Here is a 25,946-nt window from a genome sequence, read left to right as displayed (position 1 = left end):
TCAATAAAGCGTGCGCTTTCCGTTCTGCAGGTGAGCGCAGCGAGTCAAGGAGCCTCGCGCACCACTCCGACTCCCGAGAGGAGCTCAGTTGTCTGAGTTCGACTTCTCCGGCGGTGGCGGCGGTGGCCGAGGTCCCCGACGGGTCGACCCGGCCGATCGCGCCCAGCTCGCCGAATCCCCCGTCCGCGCGGGCCGCGTGCTCGCCCTCTTCCGCGGCCACTGGCCCGCCGTGGCGACCGTCATGGCGCTCATCGTCGCCTCGTCGGCGGTCTCGCTGGCCCAGCCGTTCCTCGTGCGCGCCGTGATCGACGACGCGCTGCCCCACGCGAACACGCGCCTGCTGCTGTGGTGCGTCGCGGCCATGATCGGCATCGCCGTCGCCACCTCGGTGCTCGGCGTCCTCCAGACCTGGCTGTCGACCAGCGTCGGCCAGCAGGTCATGCACCGGCTGCGTACGCAGGTCTTCGACCACCTCCAGCGCCAGTCGATGGCGTTCTTCACCCGCGAGCGCAGCGGGGAGGTGCAGTCACGCCTGACCAACGACATCGCGGGCATGCAGAACGTCGTCACCACGACTGCCACCTCGATCGCCTCGAACCTGACCACCGCCGTCGGCACCGCCATCGCGATGGCCGCCCTGAGCTGGCGGCTGTCCCTGCTCTCGCTCGTCGTGCTGCCGCCCGCCATCTGGGTGAGCCGCCGCGTCGCGCTGATGCGTCGCGACAAGACGTCGACGCTGGCGCGCCTGCGCTCCGGCCTGCAGTCGCAGATCGAGGAGCGTCTTTCGGTCTCGGGCGCCCTGCTGGTCAAGACGCTCGGCGCCTCGCGTCGTGTCTCCGCCGACTTCGCCGAGGCCTCGGCCGACATCGCGCGCCTCGAGGTCGCCTCCCAGCTCGCCGGCCGCTGGCGGATGTCCACGATGACGATCATCTTCGCGACCATCCCCGCGCTGATCTACCTCGCCGCCGGCTTCCCCGCCACCTCGGGCGGCATGACCATCGGCACCCTGGTCGCCTTCAGTGCCCTGCAGGCCACGATCTTCCGGCCGATCATGGGACTGCTCTCGGTCGGCGTCCAGTGGGTGTCGTCGATGGCGGTCTTCAGCCGCATCTTCGGCTACCTCGACCTGCCCGTCGACGTGCCCGCGCCCGACCCCCCCGCGGTCGTCGACCATGATCACGTACGCGGCCGCGTGCGCTTCGAGGGCGTGGGCTTCACCTACCCGGGGTCGTCCGTGCCCGCCCTCACCGGCATCGACCTCGACGTCCCCGCCGGCTCGTCGCTTGCCCTGGTGGGGGAGACCGGGTCGGGCAAGACCACCCTCGCCTCGCTGGTCTCGCGGCTCCACGACCCGACGCTCGGCCGCGTCACGATCGACGACGTCGACCTGCGCGACCTCGCCCCGGAGGACCTCGCCCGCATCGTCGGCGTCGTGAGCCAGGACGCCTATCTCGTCCACGCCACGATCCGCGAGAACCTCCTGCTGGCGAAGCGCGAGGCGACCGGGGCCGAGCTGTGGCGCGCGCTCGCGGCAGCCCAGGTCGACGACCTCGTCGCGACACTGCCGGCCGGGCTCGACACGGTGGTCGGCGCCCGCGGACACCGCTTCTCGGGCGGCGAGAAGCAGCGCATCGCGATCGCCCGGACGCTGCTGCGCGACCCCCGCGTACTGGTGCTCGACGAGGCCACCAGCGCGCTGGACAACGAGACCGAGCGTGAGTTGCAGGCCGCACTCGACCGGCTCGTCGAGGGCCGCACGACCATCACCATCGCCCACCGGCTGTCGACGATCGAGGGTGCCGACCGCATCGTCGTGCTCGACCACGGCCGCATCGCCGAGGCCGGCGACCACGCGGAGCTCACCTCCCGCGGCGGCCGGTACGCCGGGCTCGCCGGCGCCCACGCCGCCTGAGGCTCACGCGAGCAGCGGGCGGACCTCCCTGCCGAGGAACTCCACGAGGCCCTCGATGTCGGCGCCGCGCGTGGGGTGGGCGACCACCGTCGTGGCGCCCGCCTCGGCCTGGCCCCGGATCACCTCGGCCACCTCCCCGGCGCTTCCGGCGGCCACGATGCCGGGCTCGTCGGGGTCGCTGAACCACCGCCGGGCCTCGTCGGCGGCCTGCTCGCGAGCCCCGTCACCGGTCGCCACGATCACGGTGACCGCCGTGGGGATCGGTCCGCCGTGGGTTTCGGAGGCCAGCTTCACGCGCTCGGCCAGCGTCGCGCGACCCGTCCACGGCAGCAGGAGCCCGTCGCCGACGCGGCCGCACAACGCTACGGTCTTCGGCCCGGTGCCGCCGGCCCACAGCTCCACCGGGGGCGGCGGCCAATGCAGACCCACGTCACGGAGCCGCACATAGCGCCCCTCCACCGTTACATTCTCGCCGGCCAGCAGCCGGCGGAGCGCGCCCGCGTACTCCTCCAGCAGCGTCAGCGGCGACTCCACCTTCGCGCCGACCTGGTCCATCCACTCCTGGACGCCGTGGCCGACGCCGGGCACGAGCCGGCCGGGGAACATGCGCGCGAGCGTGGCGACCTCCATCGCGGTGAGAGCGACGTTGCGCAGCGGCGTGGGGAGAAGCCCGATGCCGACGCGCACGCGCTCGGCCGACGCCAGGATGGCGGCAGCCGCGGCGATGCCGCTCTCCTTGAAGCAGTCCTCCCACACCCAGACGTCGTCGAGGTGGGGGTCACAGGCCCGGGCGAGCGGCACCATGCGCTCGGGGGCGATGTCGTCGGGAACGAGGGCGAGTCCGAGTCGGGTCTCCATGGGCCCCATGGTGTCAGGAGGCACTGACGGGCGAGCCCCCAGGGAGAACACTCTCCGAGCGAGGCCGCCTGCGGCCGAGACGAGGAGCCGCGCGCCCGAGGCGATCAGGTCCCCGCGTACCCGTGCTGGCGCCACGCCTCGTAGACCGCGATCGACGCCGCGTTCGCGAGGTTGAGCGAGCGGCGCCCCGCCAGCATGGGGATGCGCACGCGTGCGGTGACCCGCGGGTCGGCCAGCACCTCGTCGGCCAGCCCGGTCGGCTCCGGCCCGAACAGGAGGACGTCCCCCTCCTGGTAGGCGACCTCCGAGTGCGTCACCTCGCCGTGCGCGGTGAACGCGAACACGCGCGCCGGCAGCAGCGCCGCATAGGCGTCCTCGAGCGACGCGTGCGCGGTGAAGCTCGCGAGCTCGTGGTAGTCGAGGCCAGCCCGCTTGAGCCGCGCGTCGGTCAGCTCGAACCCCAGCGGTCCCGCGAGGTGCAGCGGTGCGCCCGTCACCGCCGCGAGCCGGATCGCGTTGCCGGAGTTCTGGGGGATGCGCGGCTCGTGGAACAGGATGCGGACGGGACAGGCCATGGGGGTCATCCTGTCATCGACGGCGTTGGGTGTGACGTTTCGCTCATCAGTGATGATCTCGAGGCGGCAGACGGCCCCGAGATCGTCACTGATGAGCGAAAAGTCACGCCACCGTCAGCTCCCGTGCTCCCGCGCGCTCACATACGCCCGCGGCGTCCCGTCGACGGGGTCGGTGAACGCGAGCCGGCGGGCGATCAGCTCCAGCGGCGTCGAGAAGTCGTCGACGTCGTCGGGCAGCACGTCGGGATAGAGCGGGTCGCCCACGATGCCGATGCCCAGCGCCGACAGGTGTAGCCGCAACTGGTGGGTGCGCCCGGTGTGGGGCGTCAGCCGATAGTGGCCGACCGCGCCACGGCGCTCGACCAGCTCGATCAGCGTCTCCGCGTTCGGCGCGAGCCCCTCCACCTCGTACGCCCGCAACTCGCCGCGCTTCTTCACGATGTGGCTGCGCCGCACCTGCGGCAGTTCGAGGTCGTCCCGCAGCCCCGCCAGCGCCGAATACTCCTTCTGCACCAGCCTCTGCTCGAACAGCCCCTGGTAGGCCGGGCGCCATCTCCGCTCGGTCGTCAGCAGCAGCACGCCCGCCGTCAGTCGGTCCAGCCGGTGCGCCGGCACGAGGTCGGGGATGCCGAGCTGGGCCCGCAGCCGCACGACCACCGTCTGCGTGATGTGGCGCCCGCGCGGGATGGTCGCCATGAAGTGGGGCTTGTCGATGACGACGATCCGCTCGTCGCGGTGGATCACGGGGATCGCGAACGGCACCTCCGGCTCGTCCCGCAGCACCCGGTGGAACCACACGAACGTGTGCGGCCGGTACGCCGCCCCGGGCTCCCAGGGGATGCCCTGCGCGTCGACGAACCCGCCCTCGGCGAGTTGGAGGTCGATCTGGGCGGGCGGAACCGGGTGGAGCCGGTCGACCAGGAAGTCCCGCATCGTCGCCCACGCCTTCGGCTCCGCCCCGCGGTCGGGCGTCCGCACCCAGGCGGCGTCGAGGCCGTGGCGGCGCGGGAGCGGGGAGCGGGGAGGCACGCGGGAACCCTACGCCCTCGACACCCGGCCGGCAGGGCTCAGACCCGCGCCTTCTCCAGGTTCTCCAGGATGTCGGCGACCGTCTCCTCGGGCGTCTGGGCCGACGAGTCGAGCCAATAGCCGACGTGGGCGGTCTCGGCGCGCAGCGCGTGGTCCATCGCGCCCGGCGAGAAATACACATAGCCGGCCTTGGCTCGCTGCTGCTCCCGCCATTCCAGCGCCGACACGCTCGGCGACAGGACGACCAGGAACCGCTCGGGATTCTTGACGCGGTCGATGAACGCCGGCAGCTCCGGCCCCACAATGACGTCCTGGACGATCGCGTCGAAGCCGGCCGCCGCGTACGTGTCGGCGACCTGGGCCGCCAGGTCATAGCGCAGGTGGAGCTGCCTGAGAGCGGCCTCGTCGGGCTGGGGCGTCATCTCGGCGCGGCCGTTGACGACCATGCGGCGGAACGCGTCGCCGCGCACGTGGACCGACCGCTCGAAGTGATGCGCCAGAAGCTCTGCCACGGTGGACTTCCCCGCCGCCATGGCGCCCGTGATGACGACGACGCGCCCGGCGCCGTCGTTGCGGTGGGATGTGGGGGAGGGATCCACGGGTCACATTCTGAGGGGAAAGGATGAATCAGGGGTCACGACGTTCGAAGAATGTCATGGCCGGGGTTGACTGGGGTCCATTGGGTCATCCCGGGTGTGGCGGGCCGTGCCAGAATGATCGGCGTACGCCGCATCGGCGTGCGCCGAACCCCCGCAACGACCCCGAGAAAGGCCCGTCATGAAGATCGCCCTGGGCGCCGACCACGCCGGCTTCACCCTGAAGAACGAGGTCTCCTCCCACCTGACCGGGCTGGGCCACGAGGTCGTCGACGCCGGGACGAACTCGCCCGAGCGCACCGACTATCCGCTCTGGGGATCGCGCGCCGCCCACCTCGTCACGTCGGGCGAGTGCGAGCTCGGCATCATCGTCTGCGGCTCCGGCATCGGCATCTCCATCGCCGCGAACAAGGTGCCCGGCGCCCGCTGCGTCGTGTGCACCGAGCCCTTCTCCGCCGAGATGGCCCGCCGCCACAACAATGCCAACATGCTCGCGATGGGCGAGCGCTTCGTGGGCGTCGACATGGCGAAGGCCATCGTCGACTCATTCCTCGCCGCCGAGTTCGAGGGCGGCCGCCACGAGGCGCGCGTCGACCTCTTCGCCCGCATCGAGCAGGGCGAAGAGATCTGACGCACGTCCTGGGCGGCTAGAGCCCGCGTACGGTCACGTGCTCCGGTGACAGCTCGCTGACGCGGGTCACGCCGAGCAACTGCATGGTGCGCGCCATCTCGGAGCGCAGGATGTCCAGCGCCCTGCGGACGCCGAGGTGCCCGCCGGCCATCAGCCCATAGAGGTACGCCCGCCCGATCCACGCGGCGTCCGCGCCCAGGGCGACCGCGGTGACGATGTCGTCGCCGCCCATCACGCCGCCGTCGATGAACAACTCGGCGTCGGGGTACGCGGCCCTCACCTGGGGCAGCAGCCGCAGCGGCGGCCTGCCGCGGCCGATCTGGCGACCGCCGTGGTTCGACAGCACGATCGCGTCGGCGCCGACGTCGAAGGCACGGCCCGCGTCGCCGACCGTCTGGATGCCCTTCACCACAAGCTTTCCGCCCCAGATCGACCGCAGCCAGGCGACGTCGTCCCACGTGACCGTCGGGTCGAACATGGCGTTGATCATGTCGGCGACGGTGCCCTCCCAGTTGTCCAGAGAGGCGAACTCCAGCGGGGCGGTCGTGAGCACGTTGGCCCACCAATAGGGGTGCGCGGCCATGTCGAGGAAGGTGCTCGGTGTGAGCTTCGGCGGGATCGTCAGGCCGTTGCGCTCGTCGCGGAGCCGGTTGCCCGCCACCGCCGTGTCGACGGTGACGACGAGCGCGCCATAGCCGGACGCCGCCGCCCGGTCGATGAGCTCGCGGCTCGCGTCGCGGTCGTTCCAGACATACAGCTGGAACCAGTGGGGCGTGTCGGGGCAGAGGGCGGCGACCTCCTCCATGGGCGTCGTGCCCATGGTCGACAGCGCGTACGGCAGCCGTGCCCGGTTGGCCTCGAACGCCACCGCGGTCTCGCCCTCGTGGTGCATCATCCGCGTGTAGCCGGTCGGGCCGAGCGCCAGGGGCATCGGCACGGTCTCGCCCAGCATCGTCGTGGTCAGGTCGATCCCGGTGATGTCGTGGAGCACCTCGCCGTGGAACTCCGCCGACGCGAACAGGTCGCGGCTGCGGGTCAGCGACGACTCGTCGTCGGCGGCGCCGTCGGTGTAGTCGAACACCGAGCGGGGCGTGCGCCGCTTCGCCATCGCGCGCAGGTCGTCGATGGTGACCGCACGCCGCAACCGGTTCTCCGTGCCGATCGCGGGGGGCGCGAATCCCAGCAGGGGCTGCAGCTCTTTCCACCGGGGGAGCTGGCGGCGTACGCCGGGGAACGGGGTTTCGTCGTGGTGTGTGTCCATGCCCCGAAACTAGCGTCGCGCAAGACGACGCGCCGTACGCGACCGCCCGCGCGTACGACGTTTTGACCCATCGCCCCGCTGAAGGTAATCTCGTACCTTGTGTTCGGCCTGTCCGAGCCCTCGTTCGTGCCCATCGCGGCCCAGAGGCATTGCCTCTGTCGCAGGAGCGGACAGAACCACAGCAGCGACCTTCTGGCCTGAGCGTTGGCTCGGCGGTGGGGAGTTGCGCCCCACATGCAGCAGTCGTCCAGACGCAGCCCCGGTCCGCCGGGGCGACCAACGGAAAGAGATACCAGCCGGTGCCCACTATCCAGCAGCTGGTCCGCAAGGGCCGGACCGACAAGGTCAGCAAGAACAAGACGCCCGCGCTCAAGGGCTCGCCCCAGCGCCGCGGCGTCTGCACGCGTGTCTACACGACCACCCCGAAGAAGCCGAACTCGGCGCTCCGCAAGGTCGCCCGCGTGAAGCTGTCGTCGGGCATCGAGGTCACCGCCTACATCCCGGGTGTCGGTCACAACCTGCAGGAGCACTCGATGGTGCTCGTCCGCGGTGGCCGTGTGAAGGACCTCCCGGGCGTCCGCTACAAGATCATCCGCGGCTCGCTCGACACCCAGGGTGTCAAGAACCGCAAGCAGGCTCGCAGCCGCTACGGCGCGAAGAAGGAGAAGTAATGCCTCGCAAGGGTCCCGCGCCTAAGCGCCCCATGCCCGCCGATCCGGTCTACGGCTCGCCGCTGGTCTCCCAGCTCGTGTCGAAGATCCTGCTCGACGGCAAGAAGACCGTCGCCCAGCACATCGTCTACACCGCCCTCGAGGGCGCCCAGGCGAAGAGCGGCGTCGACCCCGTCCAGACGCTGAAGCGCGCGCTCGACAACGTCAAGCCGAGCCTCGAGGTGAAGTCCCGCCGTGTCGGTGGCGCCACCTACCAGGTGCCGGTCGAGGTCAAGCCGAACCGCCAGACGACGCTCGCCATGCGCTGGCTCGTCATGTTCTCGCGCCAGCGTCGCGAGAAGACGATGGCCGAGCGCCTCATGAACGAGATCCTCGACGCCTCCAACGGCCTCGGTGCCGCGGTGAAGCGCCGCGAGGACACCCACAAGATGGCCGAGGCCAACAAGGCGTTCGCCCACTACCGCTGGTGATCCCACACCCTCAGTTCTGAGCCCCGGGGCCCGGTCCCGCCGATTCGTGCGCGACCGGGCCCTTCGGGCAGACTGGGGGAGATTCACGATCCGATCGCAAAACCACACAGATAAGAGGAACGCTTCCGTGGCTGTCGACATCAAGACCGACCTGGGCAAGGTCCGCAACATTGGCATCATGGCCCACATCGACGCGGGCAAGACCACCACAACCGAACGCATCCTGTTCTACACCGGCATCAACTACAAGATCGGCGAGGTGCACGAGGGTGGCGCCACGATGGACTGGATGGAGCAGGAGCAGGAGCGCGGCATCACGATCACGTCGGCCGCGACGACCTGCCACTGGAAGGACCACCAGATCAACATCATCGACACCCCCGGGCACGTCGACTTCACGGTCGAGGTGGAGCGCTCGCTTCGCGTGCTCGACGGTGCCGTCGCGGTGTTCGACGGTGTCGCCGGTGTCGAGCCCCAGTCGATGACGGTGTGGCGTCAGGCCGACAAATACCACGTTCCCCGCATCTGCTACGTCAACAAGCTCGACCGCACCGGTGCGTCGTTCGACCACTGCGTCAACACGATCATCGAGCGCCTCAAGGCCACCCCGCTGATCATGCAGCTCCCGATCGGCGCCGAGGGTGACTTCATCGGCGTCGTCGACCTGGTCGAGATGCGCGCGCTGACCTGGCGCGGTGAGACCACGATCGGCGAGGACTACGAGATCGAGGAGATCCCGGACGACCTCCGGGCGAAGGCCGAGGAGGCCCACCAGAAGCTCATCGAGCAGCTGGCCGACTTCGACGACGCGCTCGCCGAGAAGTTCCTCGACGGCGAGGAGATCACGCCCGCCGAGATCCAGCACGCCGTCCGCGCCGCCGTCCTGTCGACGAAGGTCACCGCGGTGTTCTGCGGCACCTCGTTCAAGAACAAGGGCGTCCAGCCGCTGCTCGACGCGGTCATCGCCTACCTCCCGGCTCCGACCGACGTCCCCGCCATCGAGGGCTTCAAGCCCGGCAACCCCGACGAGAAGATCGAGAAGCACGCCGACGCCTCCGAGCCGCTGGCCGCCCTCGCCTTCAAGATCGCTGCCGATCCCCACCTCGGCAAGCTGACCTATGTGCGCGTCTATTCGGGCGTGCTCGAGGCCGGCACCTCGGTGATGAACTCCGTGAACGGCAAGAAGGAGCGCATCGGCAAGGTCTACCAGATGCACGCGAACAAGCGTGAGGAGATCAACTCGGTGGGCGCCGGCCAGATCGTCGCCGTGATGGGCCTCAAGGCCACCACGACCGGCGAGACCCTGTGTGACCCGTCGTCGCCCGTCGTCCTCGAGTCGATGGACTTCCCCGCGCCGGTCATCGAGCAGGCCATCGAGCCGAAGACGAAGTCCGACCAGGAGAAGCTGTCGACGGCCATCCAGCGCCTCGCCGAGGAGGACCCGACCTTCCGCGTCCACACCGACGAGGAGACCGGCCAGACCATCATCGCCGGCATGGGCGAGCTGCACCTCGAGGTGCTGATCGACCGCATGAAGCGCGAGTTCAAGGTCGAGGCCAACATCGGCAAGCCCCAGGTGGCCTACCGCGAGACCCTCCGCCGTCCGGTGGAGAAGGTCGAATACACCCACAAGAAGCAGTCGGGTGGCTCTGGCCAGTTCGCGAAGGTCATCATCAGCCTCGAGCCGCAGGAGGCGGGCTCGGGCTACGAGTTCGTCAACGGCGTCACCGGCGGCCGCATCCCCCGCGAATACATCCCCGCGGTCGACCACGGCATCCAGGAGGCCATGGGCACCGGTGTGCTCGCGGGCTACCCGGTCGAGGACATCAAGGTGACCCTGACCGACGGCGCCTACCACGACGTCGACTCCTCGGAGCTCGCGTTCAAGATCGCCGGCCTCAACGTCTTCAAGGAGGCTGCGCGCAAGGCCGACCCGGCCCTGCTCGAGCCGATGATGAAGGTCGAGGTCACCACGCCGAACGACTACCTCGGCACCGTGATCGGCGACATCAACTCCCGCCGTGGCCAGATGCAGGGCACCCGCGAGGAGCACGGCAACCAGGTCGTCGAGGCGCTCGTACCGCTGTCGGAGATGTTCGGCTATGTGGGCGACCTCCGCTCGAAGACCTCGGGCCAGGCCTCCTACGCGATGGAGTTCGACTCCTACGCCGAGACGCCCAAGTCGGTCTCCGACGAGATCATCCAGAAGGCCCGCGGCGAGTGATCACCCGCCCCGCGTCCTGACGCTCGACTGGCCGGCCCCCGCGCTCACCCCATGGTGTACGCGGGGGCCGGCCATTTGACTATGCGGCGCGGGTGCACAAGACTTGGTCGGGTCGCCCTCAGGCGTGCTCGTGCGTGTGCTCAGCGCTCATGACGTGTGCTCAGGGGCCCCGACTGGTCCAGGCGGACCAACCAACCAGACGAATGTCGCGCAAACCCGCGGGGCATTGACCCAGAAGGAGCCCAAGTGGCAAAGGCCAAGTTCGAGCGGACCAAGCCGCACTGCAACATCGGCACCATCGGGCACATCGACCACGGCAAGACCACTTTGACCGCGGCGATCTCGAAGGTGCTCCACGACACGTACCCGGACCTCAACGAGGCCTCGCCGTTCGATCAGATCGACAAGGCTCCCGAGGAGCGTCAGCGCGGCATCACGATCTCGATCGCGCACATCGAATACCAGACCGACAAGCGTCACTACGCCCACGTCGACTGCCCGGGTCACGCTGACTACGTAAAGAACATGATCACCGGCGCTGCTCAGATGGACGGCGCGATCCTCGTGGTCGCCGCCACTGACGGCCCGATGCCCCAGACGCGCGAGCACGTCCTCCTGGCCCGCCAGGTCGGCGTCCCCTCGATCGTCGTCGCGCTCAACAAGTGCGACATGGTCGATGACGAGGAGCTCATCGAGCTCGTCGAGATGGAAGTTCGCGAGCTGCTGTCGGACAACGAGTTCGACGGTGACGACTGCCCGGTCGTCCGCGTGGCCGCCTTCCCGGCGCTGAACGGTGACGCCAAGTGGGCCGAGTCGATCGTCGAGCTCATGAACGCTGTGGACGAATACATCCCGCAGCCGGAGCGCGAGACCGACAAGCCCTTCCTCATGCCCGTCGAGGACGTCTTCACGATCACCGGTCGTGGCACCGTCATCACCGGCCGCATCGAGCGTGGCATCGTCAAGGTCAACGAGACCGTCGACATCATCGGCATCCGTGAGGAGAAGCAGACCTCGACCGTCACCGGCGTCGAGATGTTCCGCAAGCTCCTCGACGAGGGCCAGGCCGGCGAGAACGTGGGCCTGCTGCTCCGCGGCACCAAGAAGGAAGACGTCGAGCGTGGCATGTGTGTCATCAAGCCCGGCTCGACCACGCCGCACACCGAGTTCGAGGCTCGCGTCTACATCCTCAACAAGGACGAGGGTGGCCGTCACAAGCCGTTCTTCTCGAACTACTCGCCGCAGTTCTACTTCCGCACCACCGACGTCACCGGCACCATCGTCCTCCCCGAGGGCACCGAGATGGTCATGCCCGGCGACAACACCGACATGACGGTCAAGCTGATCCAGCCGATCGCCATGGAGGAGGAGCTGAAGTTCGCCATCCGCGAGGGTGGTCGCACCGTCGGCGCCGGCCGCGTCACGAAGATCCTCAAGTGATCTGACGCCTCCCAGGCCTGAACGAGGCCCCGCATCCACTCGGGTGCGGGGCCTCGTTGTTTCCCCTCAGTTCGTATTAGCGACCGATAATCACACTCAGCACACCGTGCACGGTGTGCTGAGTGTGATTACGGGTCGCTAATACGGGGGTGGGTGGGCTAGCTTCCCAACATCCCCCGCAACGTCCTTGCGTTGCGCACGGCGTGCCCGTGCCCGTCGTTGTTGAAGTACGCCCAGACATGCGCGCCGCCGTCCTCCCACTCGCGGATCCGGTCGGCCCACCAGCGCAGGTCGTCGTCGGAGTAGGAACCCGCGTACAGATGGTCGTGGTCGGGGCCGTGCAGCCGCACGTAGACGTCAGCGGCCGTGCGCCGCAGCACGCACGGCAGGCCGGCTCCGCTCATCACGACGTACGCGGCCCCGCGCCGCTCCAGCAGCGCGAACACCGCGTCGTCGAGCCAGGACGGGTGGCGGAACTCGACCGCGGGGCGCGACCACGGCGGCAGTGCGGCGAGGAAATGGTCGAGCCGCGCGTCGTCGCGCGCGAGGCCGGGCGGGAGCTGCACGAGCAGGGGGCCGCGACGGTCGCCGAGTGCGTGCAGCCCCTCGGTGAGGCGCGGCAGCCAGCTCTCCGGATCGAGGAGCTTCTTGCTGTGCGTCATGACGCGCGGCGCCTTCACCGCCATCGCGAATCCCTCGGGCAGGCGGTCGTGCCAGCCGGTGAACGTGGTCGTCGCGGGCCAGCGATAGAAGCTCGCGTTCAGTTCGACGGTGTCGAACGCCGCGACGTAGTGGTCGCGGCGGGCCCGCACCGGCGTGCCGGCGGGCCACAGCACGTCGTCCCAGTGGTCATAGCTCCAGCCCGAGGTCCCGATGCGTGCCATGTGCCCTTCCTCCGTCCCCTCCCTGCACCGGCATCGTAGCGATGTCGATATATTGATGGGTACGCCGCGTCCAGACCAGACGCGGTCCACCACGCTGGCTCAGCGAGTGCCCACACGCTGGCTGAGCGAGCAGACCCCACACGCTGGCTGAGCGAGCGCAGCGAGTCGAAGCCGAGGAGAGAACATGAAGGCTGTCACCTGGCAGGGCAAGAACGACGTGCAGGTCCGCGAGGTCCCCGATCCGGTGCTCCAGGAGCCCACCGACGCGATCGTGCGGGTCACCTCGACCGCGATCTGCGGGTCCGACCTCCACCTCTACGGCCCGCTGGCGCCGTTCCTCGACAAGGGCGACATCCTCGGCCACGAGGCCATGGGCATTGTCGAGGAGGTCGGCTCGGGCGTCTCGAACCTCCGGGTCGGCGACCGCGTCGTCGTCCCGTTCAACATCTCCTGCGGCCACTGCTGGATGTGCGAGCGCGGGCTGCAGTCACAGTGCGAGACCACGCAGGTCACGAGCCAGGGCAGCGGCGCGGCGCTGTTCGGCTACACGCGCCTGTATGGCTCCGTCCCCGGCGGCCAGGCCGAACTCCTGCGCGTCCCGCAGGCCCAGTACGGCCCGATCGTCGTCCCCCACGACGGCCCCGACGAGCGCTTCCTCTACCTCTCCGACATCCTGCCCACGGCCTGGCAGGCGGTCGCGTACGCGGAGGTCGGCGCCGGCGACACCGTCGCGGTCGTCGGGCTCGGACCGGTGGGCCAGCTCGCCGCGCGCTGCGCGAAGCTGCAGGGCGTCGAGCGGGTCATCGGGCTCGATCTCGTGCCCGAGCGGCTCGCCGCGGCCCGCGCCCACGGCATCGAGACGATCGACGTGTCCGAGGTCAAGGACCCGGTCGCGGCCGTACGCGACCTCACGGGCGGGCGCGGCGCCGACGGTGTCATCGACGCCGTCGGCATGGAGGCCCACGGCAGCCCGATCGCCGAGACCCTGGTCAAGGCCGTCAGCAGCATGCCGGCGCCGCTGGCGCGGATGGCGACCGAGAAGGCCGGCATCGACCGCCTCGCCGCCCTCCACCTCGCCCTCGGGCTCGCCCGCCGGGGCGGGACGGTGTCGCTGTCCGGCGTCTACGGCGGCATGGCCGACCCGATGCCCATGATGGAGATGTTCGACCGTCAGCTCACCCTGCGCATGGGCCAGGCGAACGTCCGCCGGTGGACCGACGAGCTGCTCGCGCTGGTGCGCGACGGCAACGAGGTCCTCGACGTCGAGGGCCTGGCCACCCATCGGGTCGCGCTGGACGACGCGGCCGACGCGTACGCCATGTTCCAGGAGAAGTCCGACGGCTGCGTGAAGGTGGTCCTGCGCCCGGGCGGCGTCCATGGAGCCCAGTGACATCACCGTCGTCGTCCCGGCGCACGACGAGGAGGACTGGCTGGGCGCGTGCCTGGCCTCGGTGTCCCGCGCGGCCGCGGGCGTACGCGTGCCCGTGCGGGTGGTCGTCGTGCTCGACGGCTGCACCGACCAGACCGCGGCACGGGTCCACGGCGGGGTGACGACCGTGGTGGTCGACCACCGGAACGTGGGGGCGGCGCGCGCTGCAGGATTCGCCGCGGTCCCGGTGGGGGAGGCGACGTGGTTCGCGACCACCGACGCCGACTCGCGGGTGCCCGAGACGTGGCTGGCGGCGCAGCTCGCGGCGGCGCGCGACCACGACGTCGTCGTCGGGACTGTGCGGGTCGACGACTGGTCGGGCCGCGGGCCCGAGGTCGGGCAGGCGCACGACCGGGCGTACGCAGCCCGCGACGGCCACCGCCACGTCCACGGCGCGAACCTGGGCCTCAGCGCGCAGGCGTACGCCCGGCTCGGCGGGTTCGCGCCGCTGCCGGTGCACGAGGACGCCGACCTCGTGGCGCGGGCCGACGCCGCGGGCCTGCGCATCGCGTGGTCGGGGGCCGCCCCCGTGGTGACGTCGGCGCGCGTCTCCCACCGGACCCCGGACGGTTTCTCGGCGACCCTGGACCGGCTCGAGACGGCCGGGGGCGAGAGGATCTGATCATGGATGAGCTCCGAGTCGACCATCGTGACCATGACGACGTCGGCGATCGCGTCCGTGCGGTGATCGCCCAGCCTGCCCCGCCGCTGCCCGGCTCGGGCCGGACCCGGGAGCGCTGGCGACGGCTGCGCGAGGAGGCGTCGGTCGACGTCGTCGTCGGTCGCCTCGCCGAGGCCCACTGGGACGCCGACGCGATCCTGGCCGATCTCGCGGCCGATCGACCGGCGGCGGGCGAGTGGTGGGGCGTGTGGGCGGCCGAGCCGCCGCTGCCCCTGGTGATGGCCGACGGTGACACCGGTTCCGTCCGACTGAGCGGCGCCAAGCCGTGGTGCTCGGGGGCGGGCTGGTGCAGCCACGCGCTTCTGACTGTGCGGTCCGCCGACGATCCGGAACGCCGACTGCTCGCCTCGGTCGCGCTCGACCAGCCGGGCGTACGGGTCGAGGACGGCCCGTGGCACAACGCCGGCATGGCGCGCTCGCACACCTGGACGGTCCACCTCGACGACGCCGCGGCCCAGATCGTCGGCACGGGGGACGACTATCTCGAGCGGCCCGGGTTCTGGCACGGCGGGGCCGGGGTCGCCGCGTGCTGGCTCGGCGGGGCGGAGGCGGTCGCGCGTGCGCTGGCCGCCCGTCCGCGCGACGCGCACGCGCGGGCCCACCTGGGCGCCGTGGACGCGGCCCTGGCGGGGGCGCGCTGGGCGCTGGACGCGGCGGCGGAAGAGCTGGACGGGGCGTCGGAGGAACCATTCACGTTGGCTGAGCAAGCGCAGCGAGTGGACGCCGCCCGCCTCCGCGCCCTCCGTCTCCGCGCGATCGTCGAATCGGCCGCCGCGCTCACCCTCGAGCGCGTCGGCCGCGCGCTCGGCGCGGGGCCGCTGTGCCTCGACGCCGACCACGCGCAGGCGGTCGCCGACCTCACGGTCTATCTGCGGCAGAGCCACGCGGAGCGTGACCTGGCGGGGCTGGGCGAGCTCGCGTCGACACGTTCTCCGAGCGAGCTGGTCGCCCCGCGTTCTCCGAGCGAGCTGGCCTCCCCACGTTCTCCGAGCGAGCTCGCCTCCCCACGTTCTCCGAGCGAGCGCAGCGAGTCGAGGAGCAGACCATGATCGAATCCAACGCCGATCGCCTCGGCGTCGTCGCCGAGTCCGAGTCCGACCGCGGTACGCCGGCCGAGGTCTGGGCTGATCATGGTCCGGACCTCCCGCCGCTCGACCCGTCGGCGTGGACCCGCGTGGTCGTCGTCGCGCCCCACCCCGACGACGAGGTCCTCGGCGTGGGGGCCCTCGCCGCCGCGCTCGCCGGCCGCGGCGTCGAGGTCGTCGTCATCGCCGTGACCGACGGCACCGCCGCCTATCCCATGCTCGACCCCGACGAGCTCGCCGCGATCCGCACCCGGGAGTCCGAGGAGGCCTGCGCCGTCCTCGGGCTCGCGCCCCCGCGACGGATGGCCCTGCCCGACGGCGCTGTCGCCGGCCACGAGGACCGCCTCGCCGGCCTGCTGGCCGATCACCTCGGCCCCGGCGACACCTGCCTCGCCACCTGGCGCGGCGACGGCCACCCCGACCACGAGGCCACCGGCCGCGCGGCGGCGAGGGCGTGCGCCACGGCGGGGGCGACCCTGGTGGAATACCCGGTCTGGATGTGGCACTGGGCGCAGCCCGGCGACCCGCGTGTGCCGTGGAGCCGGGCGTACGGGTGGGGGGTGGGGGAGGCCGACCTCGCCCGCAAGCGCGAGGCGGTGGCGCGCTTCACCAGCCAGCTCGAGCCGCCCGCGGCGGGCATCGACCCCATCCTGCCGCCCTTCGTCATCGACCGCCTCGTGACCCCCCGCGAGGTGGTGTTCACGTGAAGGACGGCTATTTCGACGCCATGTACGCCGCCGCCGACGACCCGTGGGGCTTCGAGACGCGTTGGTATGAGGAGCGCAAGCGCGCCGTCACCCTCGCCAGCCTGCCGCGGCGGCGCTATCGCGCGGCGTTCGAGCCCGGCTGTTCCATCGGCGTGCTCAGCGAGGGCCTCGCTGATCGCTGCGACCGGCTGGTCGCCTGCGACCTCGTCGAGTCCGCCGTGGAGCGTACGCGGGCCCGGCTCGCCGGTCGCGATGTCGAGGTGCGGCGCTGGAGCCTCACCGACGCCTGGCCCGACGAGGCGTACGACCTGATCGTGCTGAGCGAGGTGGCCTACTACCTCTCGGGGGAGGACCTGCCGCGCGTCGCCGCGACCGCGGCCGACCACCTCACGCCAGACGGCCACCTCGTCGCGGTGCACTGGCGCCACCCGGTCGACGACTATCCCCTGACCGGCGACGAGGCCGATTCCCTGCTGAGACAGGGATCTGAGCTTCACGTGATCGCCGAACACGTCGAGGACGACTTCCGCCTGACGGTGCTGGCGCACGACCCGCGCTCGGTCGCGCAGGTCGAGGGCCTCGCCTAGGTGCGCTCGCGCCCGCCCCGCACCCGCACCTTCGTCAGGTCGGCCACGTCCGACGGCAGGCTCGCCGCATAGTCCGGCACCTCGTGCTGCAGCTCGCGGTCGGGCCGCTGATAGCCGGTCGACGCCGGCCGCTTCGGTACGCGGATCTCCGGCACCGGCACGTCCTCGTACGGGATCGACTCCAGCAGGTGGGCGATCATGTTGATGCGCGCGCGGCGCTTGTCCTCGGACTCGACCACGTTCCACGGAGCCTCGGGGATGTCGGTGTGGACCAGCATCTCGTCCTTCGCCCGCGAATAGTCCTCCCACCGCGTCAGCGACTCGAGGTCGGTGGGGGACAGCTTCCAGCGCCGCATGGGGTCGGTGAGCCGCGACCGGAACCGCTTCTCCTGCTCCTTGTCGGAGACCGAGAACCAATATTTGCGGAGGATCACGCCGTCCTCGATCAGCAGCCGCTCGAAGATCGGCGTCTGGTGGAGGAAGCGGTGATACTCGGCCTGCGTGCAATAGCCCATGACCTTCTCGACGCCGGCGCGGTTGTACCAGGAGCGGTCGAACAGCACGATCTCGCCGGCGGCGGGCAGGTGCTCGATGTAGCGCTGGAAATACCACTGCGTCCGCTGCCGGTCGGTCGGCGCCGGCAGCGCGACGATCTTCGCCACGCGGGGGTTGAGATATTCGGTGACCCGCTTGATCGCGCCGCCCTTGCCGGCGGCGTCCCGGCCCTCGAACACCACCACGACGCGCTGCCCGGTGGCCTTCACCCACTCCTGCATCTTGACCAGCTCGGCCTGCAGGCGCAGCAGCTCGGCCTCATACACGGCCTTGTTCAGGCGCTTCACCCTGCTCATCGGCGACCTCCTCGGTTCATCGGGCCAGATCGGCTCATCCGGCCAGATCGGCTCATCCGGCCAGATCGGCTCATCCGGCCAGATCTGCTCATCCGGTCAGACTAGGCCGTACGCGCGGGCGCGGGAACGATCCCCGGCGATCATCTCCAGCGCTCCAGCTCGTGGAAGTGGTGCACCGGCCCCGGGCCCCGACCCACCCGCAGCTCGTTCGCTTGCCGCAGCGCCTCGGTCAGCCACGCCTTCGCTTCGTGGACCGCGGGGAGCCAGGCCTCGTGCCGCGGGCGGAGCGCCGCGATGGCCGAGCTGAGCGTGCAGCCGGTGCCGTGCGTGTGGGCCGTCGCGACCCGCGGCGTACGCAGGGTCACCGGCCCGTCCTCGGGAGACCACCAGAGGTCGACCGCGTCGGGTCCGTCGAGGTGCCCGCCCTTGAGCAGCACGCGCCGCGTTCCCCACGCACACAGTGATTCCGCCTGCGTACGCATCGTCGCCTCGTCGCCCGCGAGGTCGACACCGAGGAGGACGGCGGCCTCCGGCAGGTTGGGCGTGAGGACGTCGGCGCGGGGGATGAGCTCCCGCAGCGCGCCGACCGCGTCGTCGGCCAGCAGGCGCGAACCCGAGGTCGAGACCATCACCGGGTCCAGCACCACCGGTACGCCGGCCAGCGGCCCCTCCAGCGCCTCGCGGACCACCGCCACGAGCGCCGCCGACGAGAGCATGCCGACCTTCACGACGTCGATGGTGACGTCCGCCACCAGCGTCTCCACCTGCTCGCGCACGAAGTCGACCGGCACCTCGTGGACGCCGGTCACCCCGGTGGTCGCCTGGGCCGTGAGGGCGGTGATGACGCTGGTGCCGAAGGCGCCCAGTGCGCTGAAGGTCTTGAGGTCGGCCTGGATTCCGGCGCCGCCCGAGGGGTCGCTGCCGGCGATCGTCAGGGCGATGGGCGGGCGGCCGGGGCCGGCGTACGCGGGGGTCATGCACGGGACGCTACCGGGCGGGTTAGGGTGATGACATCCCCACGGGAGCTCGGGCACGAGCTGAGATCGCGCTGTCGCCGCGCGGACCGTCTGAACCTGTCCGGGTCATGCCGGCGAAGGAAGAGGAGGCGCTGATGCGCACCCAGGAACGTGCCCACGAAGAGGTCCACCCCCAACACCGTCCCCACCTCGTGGTCGACGAGGCCGATCCCACCATCGGCGTGCCGGTGACGGCGGTCCGGCTCGCCGACAGCCCCGACGGGACCCCGAACCCCGACGTGCACCTCTATCGCACGCGCGGCCCGGGCTCCGACCCCGAGGTCGGTCTGGCCCCGTTCCGGCACGACTGGATCACCGGCCGCGGCGACGTCGAGACGTACGCGGGCCGCGACCGCGACCTCGCCGACGACGGTCGCTCGGCGATCCGCCGGGGCGAGGCGTCCCTGGCGTGGAAGGGCGAGCGGCGCTCCCCGCTGCGCGGCCGCGACGGCGCCTGCGTCACGCAGATGCACTACGCGCGCCGTGGCGAGGTCACGCCCGAGATGCGCTTCGTGGCGCTGCGCGAGGGCTGCAGCGTCGAGTTGGTCGTCGAGGAGGTCGCCGCCGGCCGCGCGATCATTCCCGTCAACGTCAACCACCCCGAGTCGGAGCCCATGATCATCGGGCGGGCGTTCCTGACCAAGGTCAACGCCAACATCGGCAACAGCGCGGTGACCTCGTCGATCGCCGAGGAGGTCGACAAGCTCAGCTGGGCCACGCTCTGGGGCGCGGACACGGTCATGGACCTGTCGACCGGCGACGACATCCACACCACGCGCGAGTGGCTGATCCGCAACAGCCCGGTGCCGATCGGCACCGTCCCGATCTACCAGGCCCTCGAGAAGGTCGACGGACGGGCCGAGGCCCTGACCTGGGAGGTCTTCCGCGACACCGTCGTCGAGCAGGCCGAGCAGGGTGTCGACTACATGACGATCCACGCCGGCGTCCTCCTGCGCTATGTGCCGCTCACCGCCCGGCGGGTCACCGGCATCGTCAGCCGCGGCGGTTCGATCATGGCCGGCTGGTGCCTCGCCCACCACCAGGAGTCGTTCCTCTACACCCACTTCGACGAGCTCTGCGAGATCTTCGCCCGCTATGACATCGCGTTCTCCCTCGGCGACGGCCTGCGCCCCGGCTCGGTCGCCGATGCCAACGACGAGGCCCAGCTCGCGGAGCTGCGTACGCTGGCCGAGCTCACCGAGCGCGCCTGGCGCCACGACGTGCAGGTCATGGTCGAGGGCCCGGGCCACGTGCCGCTCGACCTCGTCGAGGAGAACGTCCGGCTCCAGCAGGACTGGTGCCACGGCGCGCCGTTCTACACCCTCGGCCCGCTGGTGACCGACATCGCGCCGGGCTATGACCACATCACCTCAGCCATCGGCGCGACCGAGATCGCGCGTCACGGCACGGCGATGCTCTGCTATGTCACCCCGAAGGAACACCTCGGCCTGCCCAACCGCGACGACGTGAAGACCGGCGTCATCACCTACAAGATCGCGGCCCACGCCGCCGACGTGGCCAAGCGCCACCCGGGGGCGCGTACGCGCGACGACGCCCTGAGCAAGGCGCGGTTCGAGTTCCGCTGGCACGACCAGTTCGCGCTCTCGCTCGACCCGCAGACGGCCATGGCCTACCACGACGAGACGCTGCCGGCCGAGCCCGCCAAGACCGCACACTTCTGCTCGATGTGCGGGCCGAAGTTCTGCTCGATGCGCATCAGTCAGGACATCCGCGACACGTTCGGCGCGACCGCCGAGGAGCAGGCGTCCGGCCTGGCGCGGAAGGCCCAGGAGTTCGTCGAGCTCGGCTCGAGCGTCTATCTCCGCCCGGGGCCGGCGGGCGCGAAGGACGACGCCGACGTGACGGTCCGGTGACCGCGATCGCCACGGAGAGCGGGCGCCGCCTCGTCCCCGACCTGCCCGTGGAGGGCAGGGCGGCGGTCCGGGGCGGGGTGATCGGCAACTACGTCGACCAGATCAACATCTTCCTGCCCGTCGTGGCGCTCACCCCGGCCCTGCCGACGCTCGCCGGGACCCACGCCTCGGCGACGACCGGTGCGGTCGTCATCATGGCCACCCTCCTGGGGCGTCCGCTCGGGGCGATCATCTTCGGGCGCATCGCCGACCGGGTGGGGCGCACGGCCACGACAAAGGTCGCGATCGCCGGGACCGCGGCGTGCTCGCTCGCCATCGCCGCGGTGCCGGGCCACACCGCGATCGGCGCGTGGGCCATCGGGCTCGTCATCGCGCTGCGGCTGCTCGGTGGGGTGTTCCTCGCCGGCGAATACACCTCGGCCATCCCGCTGGCCATGGAGTGGTCCCGGCCGCGGCGGCGCGGCCTCGTGTCGGGCCTGATCATGTCGATGGCGCCGTGGGCCCAGTCGACGATCGCCTTCGCCACCGCGGGGCTGTTCGCGGCGCTGGGACCCGCGGCGTACGCGGCCTGGGGCTGGCGCCTCGCGTTCGTCGCGGGCGGCCTCGGGAGCCTGGCCCTGCTGGCCTACTACCGCGCGCGGGTGGCCGACGCGCCCGCCGTGACCCGGCGCCGGGAGCAGGTGGCGGACCAGCCGGTCGCCGTCGGCCTGCGGGCGGTGCTGGTGGGGGCGTACGCGCGGGCCTTCTGGCAGGTGTTCGGGCTGATGACGGGCCTGTGGATCCTGACCAACCTGGTCGTCATCGTCCTGACCCAGCGGCTCGCGACCGACGTGGGGCTGCCCGCGGGCCGGGTGGCCGTGGTGATGGGGGTGGCGGCGATCGCGCAGGCGTTCGTCATGGCCGCGACCGGTCACCTGTCGAGCCTCCTCGGACGCCGGCGGTTCTTCGTAGTGTGGGGGAGCCTCGCCGCGATCACGGCGCCGCTGCTCTGGTGGCTGCTGATGTCCAGCTCGACGCTCGCCCCGCTCGTGATCATGGTCGGGGCCATCGGGCTGCAGGTCGTGACCGTCACGGCGTACGGGCCGATCGGCGCCTACCTTGCGGAGCGTTTCCCGGCGCACGTGCGGGCCACGGGCTATGGCACGGCCTACTCGCTCTCGATCGTCGGCCCGGCCCTCTATCCGTTCTGGCTGCCCACCGTCGAGAGGTGGCTCGGCCGGGACGGCTCGGTCATGGTCCTGCTGGCGCTGGGCGGCGTCCTCGTGGCGTCCTTCGGCGCGGCGGGCCCCCGGCTGTCGCCCCACGAACTCGACGACGACGTCGACACGGTGGCCGCCTCGTGAGCGCGGAGGGGAACCCGTTGAGGGCCGACGTCACCGCCGCGCTCGAGGCGTTCCGCCGAGACGCGCCCTTGGTGCACTGCATCGTGTCCACGGCCTCGATGTCGCTCGTCGCCGACGGCCTGCTCGCGGCGGGCGCGCGGCCGATGATGACCGAGACCAAGGAGGAGGCGCCGACCCTCGTGGGATCCGCCGACGCCCTCCTGGTCAACCTCGGCACGCTGAGCCGCGACGGCGCGGCCGGCATTCCGGCGACGGTCGCGGCGGCCCGAGCGGCCGGAGTCCCGTGGGTGCTCGACCCGACCGCCGTGGGCCTGGCCCCGGTGCGGACCCCGCTGGCGCGCACGCTCCTCCACGAGGGCCCTGCGGTCGTCCGGGGCAACGCCTCGGAGATCCTCGTGCTCGTCGGTGGGCAGGGCGGCAGGGGAGCGGACTCCACCCTGGAGCCTGCCGCGGTTGCGGCCGTCGCCCACGAGCTGGCCTGCCATCACCGGTGCGTCGTCGCGGCGTCGGGGGCGGTCGACCACCTCGTCGACGCCACGACCGTCGTCCGTCTGGCCAACGGGACGCCGATGTTGACCCGCGTGACCGGAACCGGCTGCCTCCTCGGCGCCCTCACCGCGGCGCTCGTCGCGGCGACGGAGGCGCGCATCGCCGCCGTGGCCGCGACTGCGCTCCTCACGGTGGCCGCGGAGTCGGCGCTCGAGCGGTCCTCGGGGCCGGGGAGCTTCCGGGTCGCGCTGCTCGACGCGCTCGCCGCGGTCTCGCCCGACGAGGTCGCCACGCGGATGGTCCTGCAATGACGGTCGATTGGCGCGTCCACGTCGTCACCTCCGGCACCGGTGCACCGACGGTGAGCGCCGCGGCGGCCGCCGCGCGGGCCGGGGCCGGCATGGTCCAGGTCAGGGCGAAGGAGGCCACCACCCGCGAACTGCTCGCCCTCGTCCGCGCGGTCGCCGACGCGGTGTCCGCGGTCGCCCCGGCCACGACGGTGATCGTCGACGACCGGGCCGACGTGGCGTACGCGGCCCGCCGCGCCGGAGCCCACGTCCACGGGGTCCACCTGGGCCAGGACGACCTCGCCGTGGCCGACGCCCGCGCGATGTTGGGGTCGCAGGCCGTCATCGGGCTCACGACGGGCACGCGGGACCTCGTGGTCGAGGCCGAGTCGCGGCGCGGCGGCGACCGTCCGGACTATCTGGGGGCGGGGCCGTTCCGGCCGACGCCGACCAAGGACTCCGGCCGGGAACCCCTCGGGCTGGCCGGCTATCCGCCGCTGGTCGCCGCGACCTCGCTGCCCATCATCGCGATCGGCGACGTCCGGCCCGACGACGTGGCCAGCCTCGCCGCCACGGGGATCGCGGGGGTGGCGCTGGTGCGTGCGATCATGGGCGCGGCAGACCCGGGCGCGGTGGTCGAGCGCTGCTTGGCGGGGTGGCAATCCGCGGCCCGGTGAGAGGTCAGTCCTTCACCAGCAGCGCCACCGGGAAGTGGTGCATCAGGTCGCTGACCGCGACCCGTCCCTCGTGGCGAGCGCCCGTCAGCACGTCGGTGTACGCGCCCGCCAGCTCGAGCCGGGTGTCGCGCCAGCCGCCCTCGGTCGCCAGCGTGTAGGGCAGCCGCGTCGCCACGGTGATCGCCCCGCCCCGGTCGAACGCCACCAGGTGGTCGGCCGCCGCGCCGTCGGCGCGCAGGGGTGCGTACGCCGAGAACAGCTCGGGGCGCTCGCGCCGCAGCCGCAGGGCCTTCGTGGTGACCCAGAGCTTGGCGTGGCCGCTGCCGTCGACGCGGGGCGCCTCGGTGGTGGCGAGCAGGCGGCGGCGCTCGTCGAAGTCGACCCGGCGCCGGTTGTCGGGGTCGACCAGCGAGTCTTCCCACAGCTCGGTGCCCTGATAGACGTCCGGGACACCCGGCATGGTGAGCTGGATCAGCTTCTGAGCCAGGGAATTCGACCATCCCGGCTGCTCGATGAGCGCCAGCAGCTTCTCGAGCCGGTCGTTCAGCCCGTCCTGGTCGTACGCCATGTCGACCAGTGCGTGCACCGCCGCCTCGAAGTCGGCGTCGGGGTCGCTCCACGTGGTGCCGTCGGCGGCCTCCCGCATCGCCTTCTCGGCGTACGCGTGGAGCCGCTCGCGCTCGACCAGCCCCGCGCCGACGATGTTCTGGGTCAGGAAATACACGAAGGGGCGACTCGGCACGTCGCGTCCATGGGCGAGGAACGCCCCGACGAGCTCGGCCCAGTGGTCACCGATCTCGCTCAGCACGGCCAGCCGCGCCCGCACGTCCTCGCCGCGCTTGGTGTCGTGGGTCGACAGCGACGTCATCGACGAGGGCTGGTCGGCCTGGCGCTTCTCCTGCTCCGCATGGAAATCATCGAGGGTCGAGCCGAACGCGGCCGGGTTGCCCCCGACCTCGTTGAGCGCGACGAAGCGCCCATAGCGGTAATAGGCCGTGTCCTCGACGCCCTTCGCCATGACCGCGCCCGTGAACTGCTGGAAGCGGCGCGCGACCTCCTGGTCGGGGTCGGACAGGAGCGGCATCAGGTCGCCCACGATCCCTTCCAGTGCAGGGTTCTCGGCGATCGCGGCGTCGGCCGCGGCCTGCAGGCGCTCGACGCCGGCGGGCAGGTAGGAGCGATAGACCTCCATGTGGGCGGCGATCGCGACGAGGGCCTCGCGTACGCGGGGTCCGTCCAGCCCGGGCGCCAGCGTGACGAGCCGGTCGAGCTCGGCCGGCAGCAGGACGGTCGCCGCCATCTCCTTGCCCACAAGGATGTGCGCGGCGATGTCGCGCTCGTCGCCGGTCATCTCGCGATAGAGCGCCGTGAAGAACTCCTCGGCGCGGGGGTCGACCATCAGGCGGCCGACCTCGTTCATCGCGTCATAGCCCGTGGTGCCCTCGACCGGCCAGTCGGCGGGGAGCTGCTCGCCGTGCTCGAGGATCTTCTCGGCGATGATCCACGCCTTGGGCGCGGCCTCGCGCAGGCGGGTCAGGTAGGCGCCGGGGTCGACGAGTCCGTCGGGGTGGTCGATGCGCAGGCCCTCGATGTGGTCCTCGTCCACCCAGCGCAGCACGCGCTCGTGGGTCGCGTCGAAGACCTCCGGCTCCTCCACGCGGACGCCCGCGAGCGTCGTCACGGCGAAGAACCGGCGGTAGTTCAGCTCGTCGGCGCCGCTGCGCCACGGCGCGAGGCGATAGTGCTGCCGCGCGAGCACGTCGGCGACGGCGTCGCCAGGCGCGTACGTCCCTGCGGCGATCGGGAAGCGGTGCTCGTGGTAGCGCACCTCCGGCCCGCCATCGCCGTCGGCGATCTCGAGCGCCTCGGGGTCGTCGCCGAGGATCGGCACCAGCACCGGCTCGCGCGTCCAGTCGATGTCGAACCACCCCGCGTACGCCGAATCGCGCCCCTTCGCCAGCACGTCCCACCAGGCCGGGTTCTCCGCCGGGGCGGAGATGCCGAGGTGGTTCGGCACGATGTCGACGACGACCTTGAGGCCGTTCGCGCGGGCCTGCCCGACGAGCGCGCGCCAGCCCGCCTCGCCGCCGCGCGCGGGGTCGATCGTGGTCGGGTCGGTTGTGTCATAGCCGTGGTCCGACCCGCGCGTCGAGGTCAGGATGGGGGAGAGGTAGACCGCGTCCACCCCCAGGTCGGTGAGATAGTCGGCGAGCCCGGCCGCGTCGTCGAGCGTCAGCGAGTCGCGGATCTGCAGGCGATAGGTCGAGGTGGGAGTCGTCACAGGGGCGAGCCTACTTGTGGCGATGTGGTGCCGACGAGCCGTGGAACGTTCCGCCTCTGACGGCGCGCCGGGGCGGCCCCGGATCCG

24 protein-coding genes and 1 riboswitch are annotated in these 25,946 nt (G+C 71.4%); of the genes, 15 read left to right on the top strand and 9 right to left on the bottom strand.

Features of this window, described 5'->3' with window-relative positions:
* Positions 1-88: 88 nt before the first annotated feature.
* A complete protein-coding gene (locus tag ACYVAG_RS03805; RefSeq protein ID WP_460766696.1) occupies positions 89-1,912 on the top strand; it encodes an ABC transporter ATP-binding protein in 1,824 nt (607 codons plus the stop codon).
* 3 nt (positions 1,913-1,915) lie between these two features.
* Here ACYVAG_RS03805 and ACYVAG_RS03800 read toward each other — a convergent pair whose 3' ends face one another.
* The 4 genes from ACYVAG_RS03800 to ACYVAG_RS03785 all read right to left on the bottom strand — a co-directional run bounded on the left by ACYVAG_RS03800 (position 1,916) and on the right by ACYVAG_RS03785 (position 4,973).
* Positions 1,916-2,770, bottom strand: a complete 855-nt coding sequence (locus ACYVAG_RS03800; RefSeq protein ID WP_460766693.1) for an LLM class flavin-dependent oxidoreductase — start codon at positions 2,768-2,770, stop codon at positions 1,916-1,918.
* Between the two features lie 104 nt (positions 2,771-2,874).
* Complete coding sequence (locus tag ACYVAG_RS03795) at positions 2,875-3,345, bottom strand: tRNA (cytidine(34)-2'-O)-methyltransferase (RefSeq protein ID WP_460766691.1); 471 nt, start codon at positions 3,343-3,345, stop codon at positions 2,875-2,877.
* Between the two features lie 114 nt (positions 3,346-3,459).
* Positions 3,460-4,278, bottom strand: coding sequence for a pseudouridine synthase (locus ACYVAG_RS03790; RefSeq protein WP_460766837.1), 819 nt, complete (start codon positions 4,276-4,278; stop codon positions 3,460-3,462).
* Positions 4,279-4,412: 134 nt separating this feature from the next.
* Positions 4,413-4,973, bottom strand: coding sequence for an AAA family ATPase (locus tag ACYVAG_RS03785; RefSeq protein ID WP_460766688.1), 561 nt, complete (start codon positions 4,971-4,973; stop codon positions 4,413-4,415).
* A 178-nt stretch (positions 4,974-5,151) separates the two neighbouring features.
* On the opposite strand from ACYVAG_RS03785, the gene rpiB reads away from it, so the two are divergent.
* On the top strand, positions 5,152-5,601 hold the full coding sequence (gene rpiB / locus ACYVAG_RS03780) for a ribose 5-phosphate isomerase B (protein ID WP_460766686.1): 450 nt from the start codon (positions 5,152-5,154) through the stop codon (positions 5,599-5,601).
* Positions 5,602-5,617: 16 nt separating this feature from the next.
* Here the strand turns inward: rpiB and ACYVAG_RS03775 are convergent, their stop codons facing one another.
* Positions 5,618-6,862: an alpha-hydroxy acid oxidase gene (locus ACYVAG_RS03775; RefSeq protein ID WP_460766683.1), complete on the bottom strand. Its 1,245-nt coding sequence runs from the start codon at positions 6,860-6,862 to the stop codon at positions 5,618-5,620.
* Between the two features lie 299 nt (positions 6,863-7,161).
* On the opposite strand from ACYVAG_RS03775, the gene rpsL reads away from it, so the two are divergent.
* The 4 genes from rpsL to tuf all read left to right on the top strand — a co-directional run bounded on the left by rpsL (position 7,162) and on the right by tuf (position 11,667).
* A complete protein-coding gene (gene rpsL, locus ACYVAG_RS03770; RefSeq protein ID WP_460743874.1) occupies positions 7,162-7,533 on the top strand; it encodes a 30S ribosomal protein S12 in 372 nt (123 codons plus the stop codon).
* Positions 7,533-8,003, top strand: a complete 471-nt coding sequence (gene rpsG / locus ACYVAG_RS03765) for a 30S ribosomal protein S7 (protein ID WP_460766681.1) — start codon at positions 7,533-7,535, stop codon at positions 8,001-8,003. The genes rpsL and rpsG overlap by 1 nt, the downstream gene beginning before the upstream one ends.
* 178 nt (positions 8,004-8,181) lie before the next feature.
* Positions 8,182-10,227 carry an elongation factor G gene (fusA, locus tag ACYVAG_RS03760; RefSeq protein WP_460766835.1) on the top strand — a complete coding sequence of 682 codons (2,046 nt, stop codon included), beginning with the start codon at positions 8,182-8,184 and terminating at the stop codon, positions 10,225-10,227.
* Between the two features lie 246 nt (positions 10,228-10,473).
* Positions 10,474-11,667 carry an elongation factor Tu gene (tuf, locus tag ACYVAG_RS03755; RefSeq protein WP_460766678.1) on the top strand — a complete coding sequence of 398 codons (1,194 nt, stop codon included), beginning with the start codon at positions 10,474-10,476 and terminating at the stop codon, positions 11,665-11,667.
* A 158-nt stretch (positions 11,668-11,825) separates the two neighbouring features.
* Here tuf and ACYVAG_RS03750 read toward each other — a convergent pair whose 3' ends face one another.
* Complete coding sequence (locus ACYVAG_RS03750; protein ID WP_460766675.1) at positions 11,826-12,551, bottom strand: DUF72 domain-containing protein; 726 nt, start codon at positions 12,549-12,551, stop codon at positions 11,826-11,828.
* 184 nt (positions 12,552-12,735) lie between these two features.
* Here ACYVAG_RS03750 and ACYVAG_RS03745 point away from each other — a divergent pair, with 184 nt between their 5' ends.
* Genes ACYVAG_RS03745 through ACYVAG_RS03725 form a run of 5 tightly spaced genes read left to right on the top strand, consistent with a single transcriptional unit; the run spans position 12,736 to position 17,041 of the window.
* On the top strand, positions 12,736-13,941 hold the full coding sequence (locus tag ACYVAG_RS03745) for a zinc-dependent alcohol dehydrogenase (RefSeq protein ID WP_460766672.1): 1,206 nt from the start codon (positions 12,736-12,738) through the stop codon (positions 13,939-13,941).
* Entirely contained in the window at positions 13,928-14,602 is a 675-nt protein-coding gene (locus tag ACYVAG_RS03740) for a glycosyltransferase family 2 protein (RefSeq protein ID WP_460766669.1), read from the top strand. The genes ACYVAG_RS03745 and ACYVAG_RS03740 overlap by 14 nt, the downstream gene beginning before the upstream one ends.
* Positions 14,603-14,604: 2 nt before the next feature.
* Complete coding sequence (locus ACYVAG_RS03735) at positions 14,605-15,711, top strand: acyl-CoA dehydrogenase (RefSeq protein ID WP_460766666.1); 1,107 nt, start codon at positions 14,605-14,607, stop codon at positions 15,709-15,711.
* Positions 15,708-16,454, top strand: a complete 747-nt coding sequence (locus tag ACYVAG_RS03730) for a PIG-L deacetylase family protein (RefSeq protein ID WP_460766663.1) — start codon at positions 15,708-15,710, stop codon at positions 16,452-16,454. Before ACYVAG_RS03735 ends, ACYVAG_RS03730 begins: the two co-directional genes overlap by 4 nt.
* Positions 16,451-17,041: a class I SAM-dependent DNA methyltransferase gene (locus tag ACYVAG_RS03725; RefSeq protein WP_460766660.1), complete on the top strand. Its 591-nt coding sequence runs from the start codon at positions 16,451-16,453 to the stop codon at positions 17,039-17,041. The genes ACYVAG_RS03730 and ACYVAG_RS03725 overlap by 4 nt, the downstream gene beginning before the upstream one ends.
* Here the strand turns inward: ACYVAG_RS03725 and ppk2 are convergent.
* On the bottom strand, positions 17,038-17,892 hold the full coding sequence (ppk2, locus tag ACYVAG_RS03720) for a polyphosphate kinase 2 (protein ID WP_460766658.1): 855 nt from the start codon (positions 17,890-17,892) through the stop codon (positions 17,038-17,040). The genes ACYVAG_RS03725 and ppk2 overlap by 4 nt on opposite strands.
* A gap of 140 nt (positions 17,893-18,032) precedes the next feature.
* Entirely contained in the window at positions 18,033-18,869 is an 837-nt protein-coding gene (gene thiD / locus ACYVAG_RS03715) for a bifunctional hydroxymethylpyrimidine kinase/phosphomethylpyrimidine kinase (protein ID WP_460766655.1), read from the bottom strand.
* Between the two features lie 31 nt (positions 18,870-18,900).
* A riboswitch (TPP riboswitch) is annotated at positions 18,901-19,008 on the top strand.
* Here thiD and thiC point away from each other — a divergent pair.
* The 4 genes from thiC to ACYVAG_RS03695 all read left to right on the top strand — a co-directional run bounded on the left by thiC (position 19,004) and on the right by ACYVAG_RS03695 (position 23,578).
* Positions 19,004-20,782: a phosphomethylpyrimidine synthase ThiC gene (gene thiC, locus ACYVAG_RS03710; protein WP_460766652.1), complete on the top strand. Its 1,779-nt coding sequence runs from the start codon at positions 19,004-19,006 to the stop codon at positions 20,780-20,782. It overlaps the preceding riboswitch by 5 nt.
* The gene (locus ACYVAG_RS03705; RefSeq protein WP_460766649.1) at positions 20,779-22,125 is read left to right on the top strand and encodes an MFS transporter; all 1,347 of its coding nucleotides are present in this window, start codon (positions 20,779-20,781) and stop codon (positions 22,123-22,125) included. Before thiC ends, ACYVAG_RS03705 begins: the two co-directional genes overlap by 4 nt.
* Positions 22,126-22,142: 17 nt before the next feature.
* Positions 22,143-22,925: a hydroxyethylthiazole kinase gene (gene thiM, locus ACYVAG_RS03700; protein WP_460766647.1), complete on the top strand. Its 783-nt coding sequence runs from the start codon at positions 22,143-22,145 to the stop codon at positions 22,923-22,925.
* Entirely contained in the window at positions 22,922-23,578 is a 657-nt protein-coding gene (locus ACYVAG_RS03695; protein WP_460766644.1) for a thiamine phosphate synthase, read from the top strand. Before thiM ends, ACYVAG_RS03695 begins: the two co-directional genes overlap by 4 nt.
* 4 nt (positions 23,579-23,582) lie before the next feature.
* On the opposite strand, the gene treY is transcribed toward ACYVAG_RS03695, so the two are convergent.
* Positions 23,583-25,859: a malto-oligosyltrehalose synthase gene (gene treY / locus ACYVAG_RS03690; protein ID WP_460766641.1), complete on the bottom strand. Its 2,277-nt coding sequence runs from the start codon at positions 25,857-25,859 to the stop codon at positions 23,583-23,585.
* Positions 25,860-25,946 lie beyond the last annotated feature (87 nt).

It is taken from the genome of Mariniluteicoccus flavus (assembly GCF_054776655.1).
Note: the sequence above shows the minus strand (reverse complement) of the source record. Positions and strands in the feature narration are given on the sequence as shown.

What these genes read in the sequence shown, in the direction of transcription:
- ACYVAG_RS03800 (WP_460766693.1), bottom strand. Translation starts at nt 2,770, where the DNA reads ATGGAGACCCGACTCGGACTCGCCCTCGTTCCCGACGACATCGCCCCC.
- ACYVAG_RS03795 (WP_460766691.1), bottom strand. Translation starts at nt 3,345, where the DNA reads ATGGCCTGTCCCGTCCGCATCCTGTTCCACGAGCCGCGCATCCCCCAG.
- ACYVAG_RS03790 (WP_460766837.1), bottom strand. Translation starts at nt 4,278, where the DNA reads ATGCGGGACTTCCTGGTCGACCGGCTCCACCCGGTTCCGCCCGCCCAG.
- rpiB (WP_460766686.1), top strand. Translation starts at nt 5,152, where the DNA reads ATGAAGATCGCCCTGGGCGCCGACCACGCCGGCTTCACCCTGAAGAAC.
- ACYVAG_RS03775 (WP_460766683.1), bottom strand. Translation starts at nt 6,862, where the DNA reads ATGGACACACACCACGACGAAACCCCGTTCCCCGGCGTACGCCGCCAG.
- rpsG (WP_460766681.1), top strand. Translation starts at nt 7,533, where the DNA reads ATGCCTCGCAAGGGTCCCGCGCCTAAGCGCCCCATGCCCGCCGATCCG.
- fusA (WP_460766835.1), top strand. Translation starts at nt 8,182, where the DNA reads ATGGCCCACATCGACGCGGGCAAGACCACCACAACCGAACGCATCCTG.
- ACYVAG_RS03750 (WP_460766675.1), bottom strand. Translation starts at nt 12,551, where the DNA reads ATGGCACGCATCGGGACCTCGGGCTGGAGCTATGACCACTGGGACGAC.
- ACYVAG_RS03745 (WP_460766672.1), top strand. Translation starts at nt 12,736, where the DNA reads ATGAAGGCTGTCACCTGGCAGGGCAAGAACGACGTGCAGGTCCGCGAG.
- ACYVAG_RS03740 (WP_460766669.1), top strand. Translation starts at nt 13,928, where the DNA reads ATGGAGCCCAGTGACATCACCGTCGTCGTCCCGGCGCACGACGAGGAG.
- ACYVAG_RS03735 (WP_460766666.1), top strand. Translation starts at nt 14,605, where the DNA reads ATGGATGAGCTCCGAGTCGACCATCGTGACCATGACGACGTCGGCGAT.
- ACYVAG_RS03730 (WP_460766663.1), top strand. Translation starts at nt 15,708, where the DNA reads ATGATCGAATCCAACGCCGATCGCCTCGGCGTCGTCGCCGAGTCCGAG.
- ppk2 (WP_460766658.1), bottom strand. Translation starts at nt 17,892, where the DNA reads ATGAGCAGGGTGAAGCGCCTGAACAAGGCCGTGTATGAGGCCGAGCTG.
- thiD (WP_460766655.1), bottom strand. Translation starts at nt 18,869, where the DNA reads ATGACCCCCGCGTACGCCGGCCCCGGCCGCCCGCCCATCGCCCTGACG.
- thiC (WP_460766652.1), top strand. Translation starts at nt 19,004, where the DNA reads ATGCGCACCCAGGAACGTGCCCACGAAGAGGTCCACCCCCAACACCGT.
- ACYVAG_RS03695 (WP_460766644.1), top strand. Translation starts at nt 22,922, where the DNA reads ATGACGGTCGATTGGCGCGTCCACGTCGTCACCTCCGGCACCGGTGCA.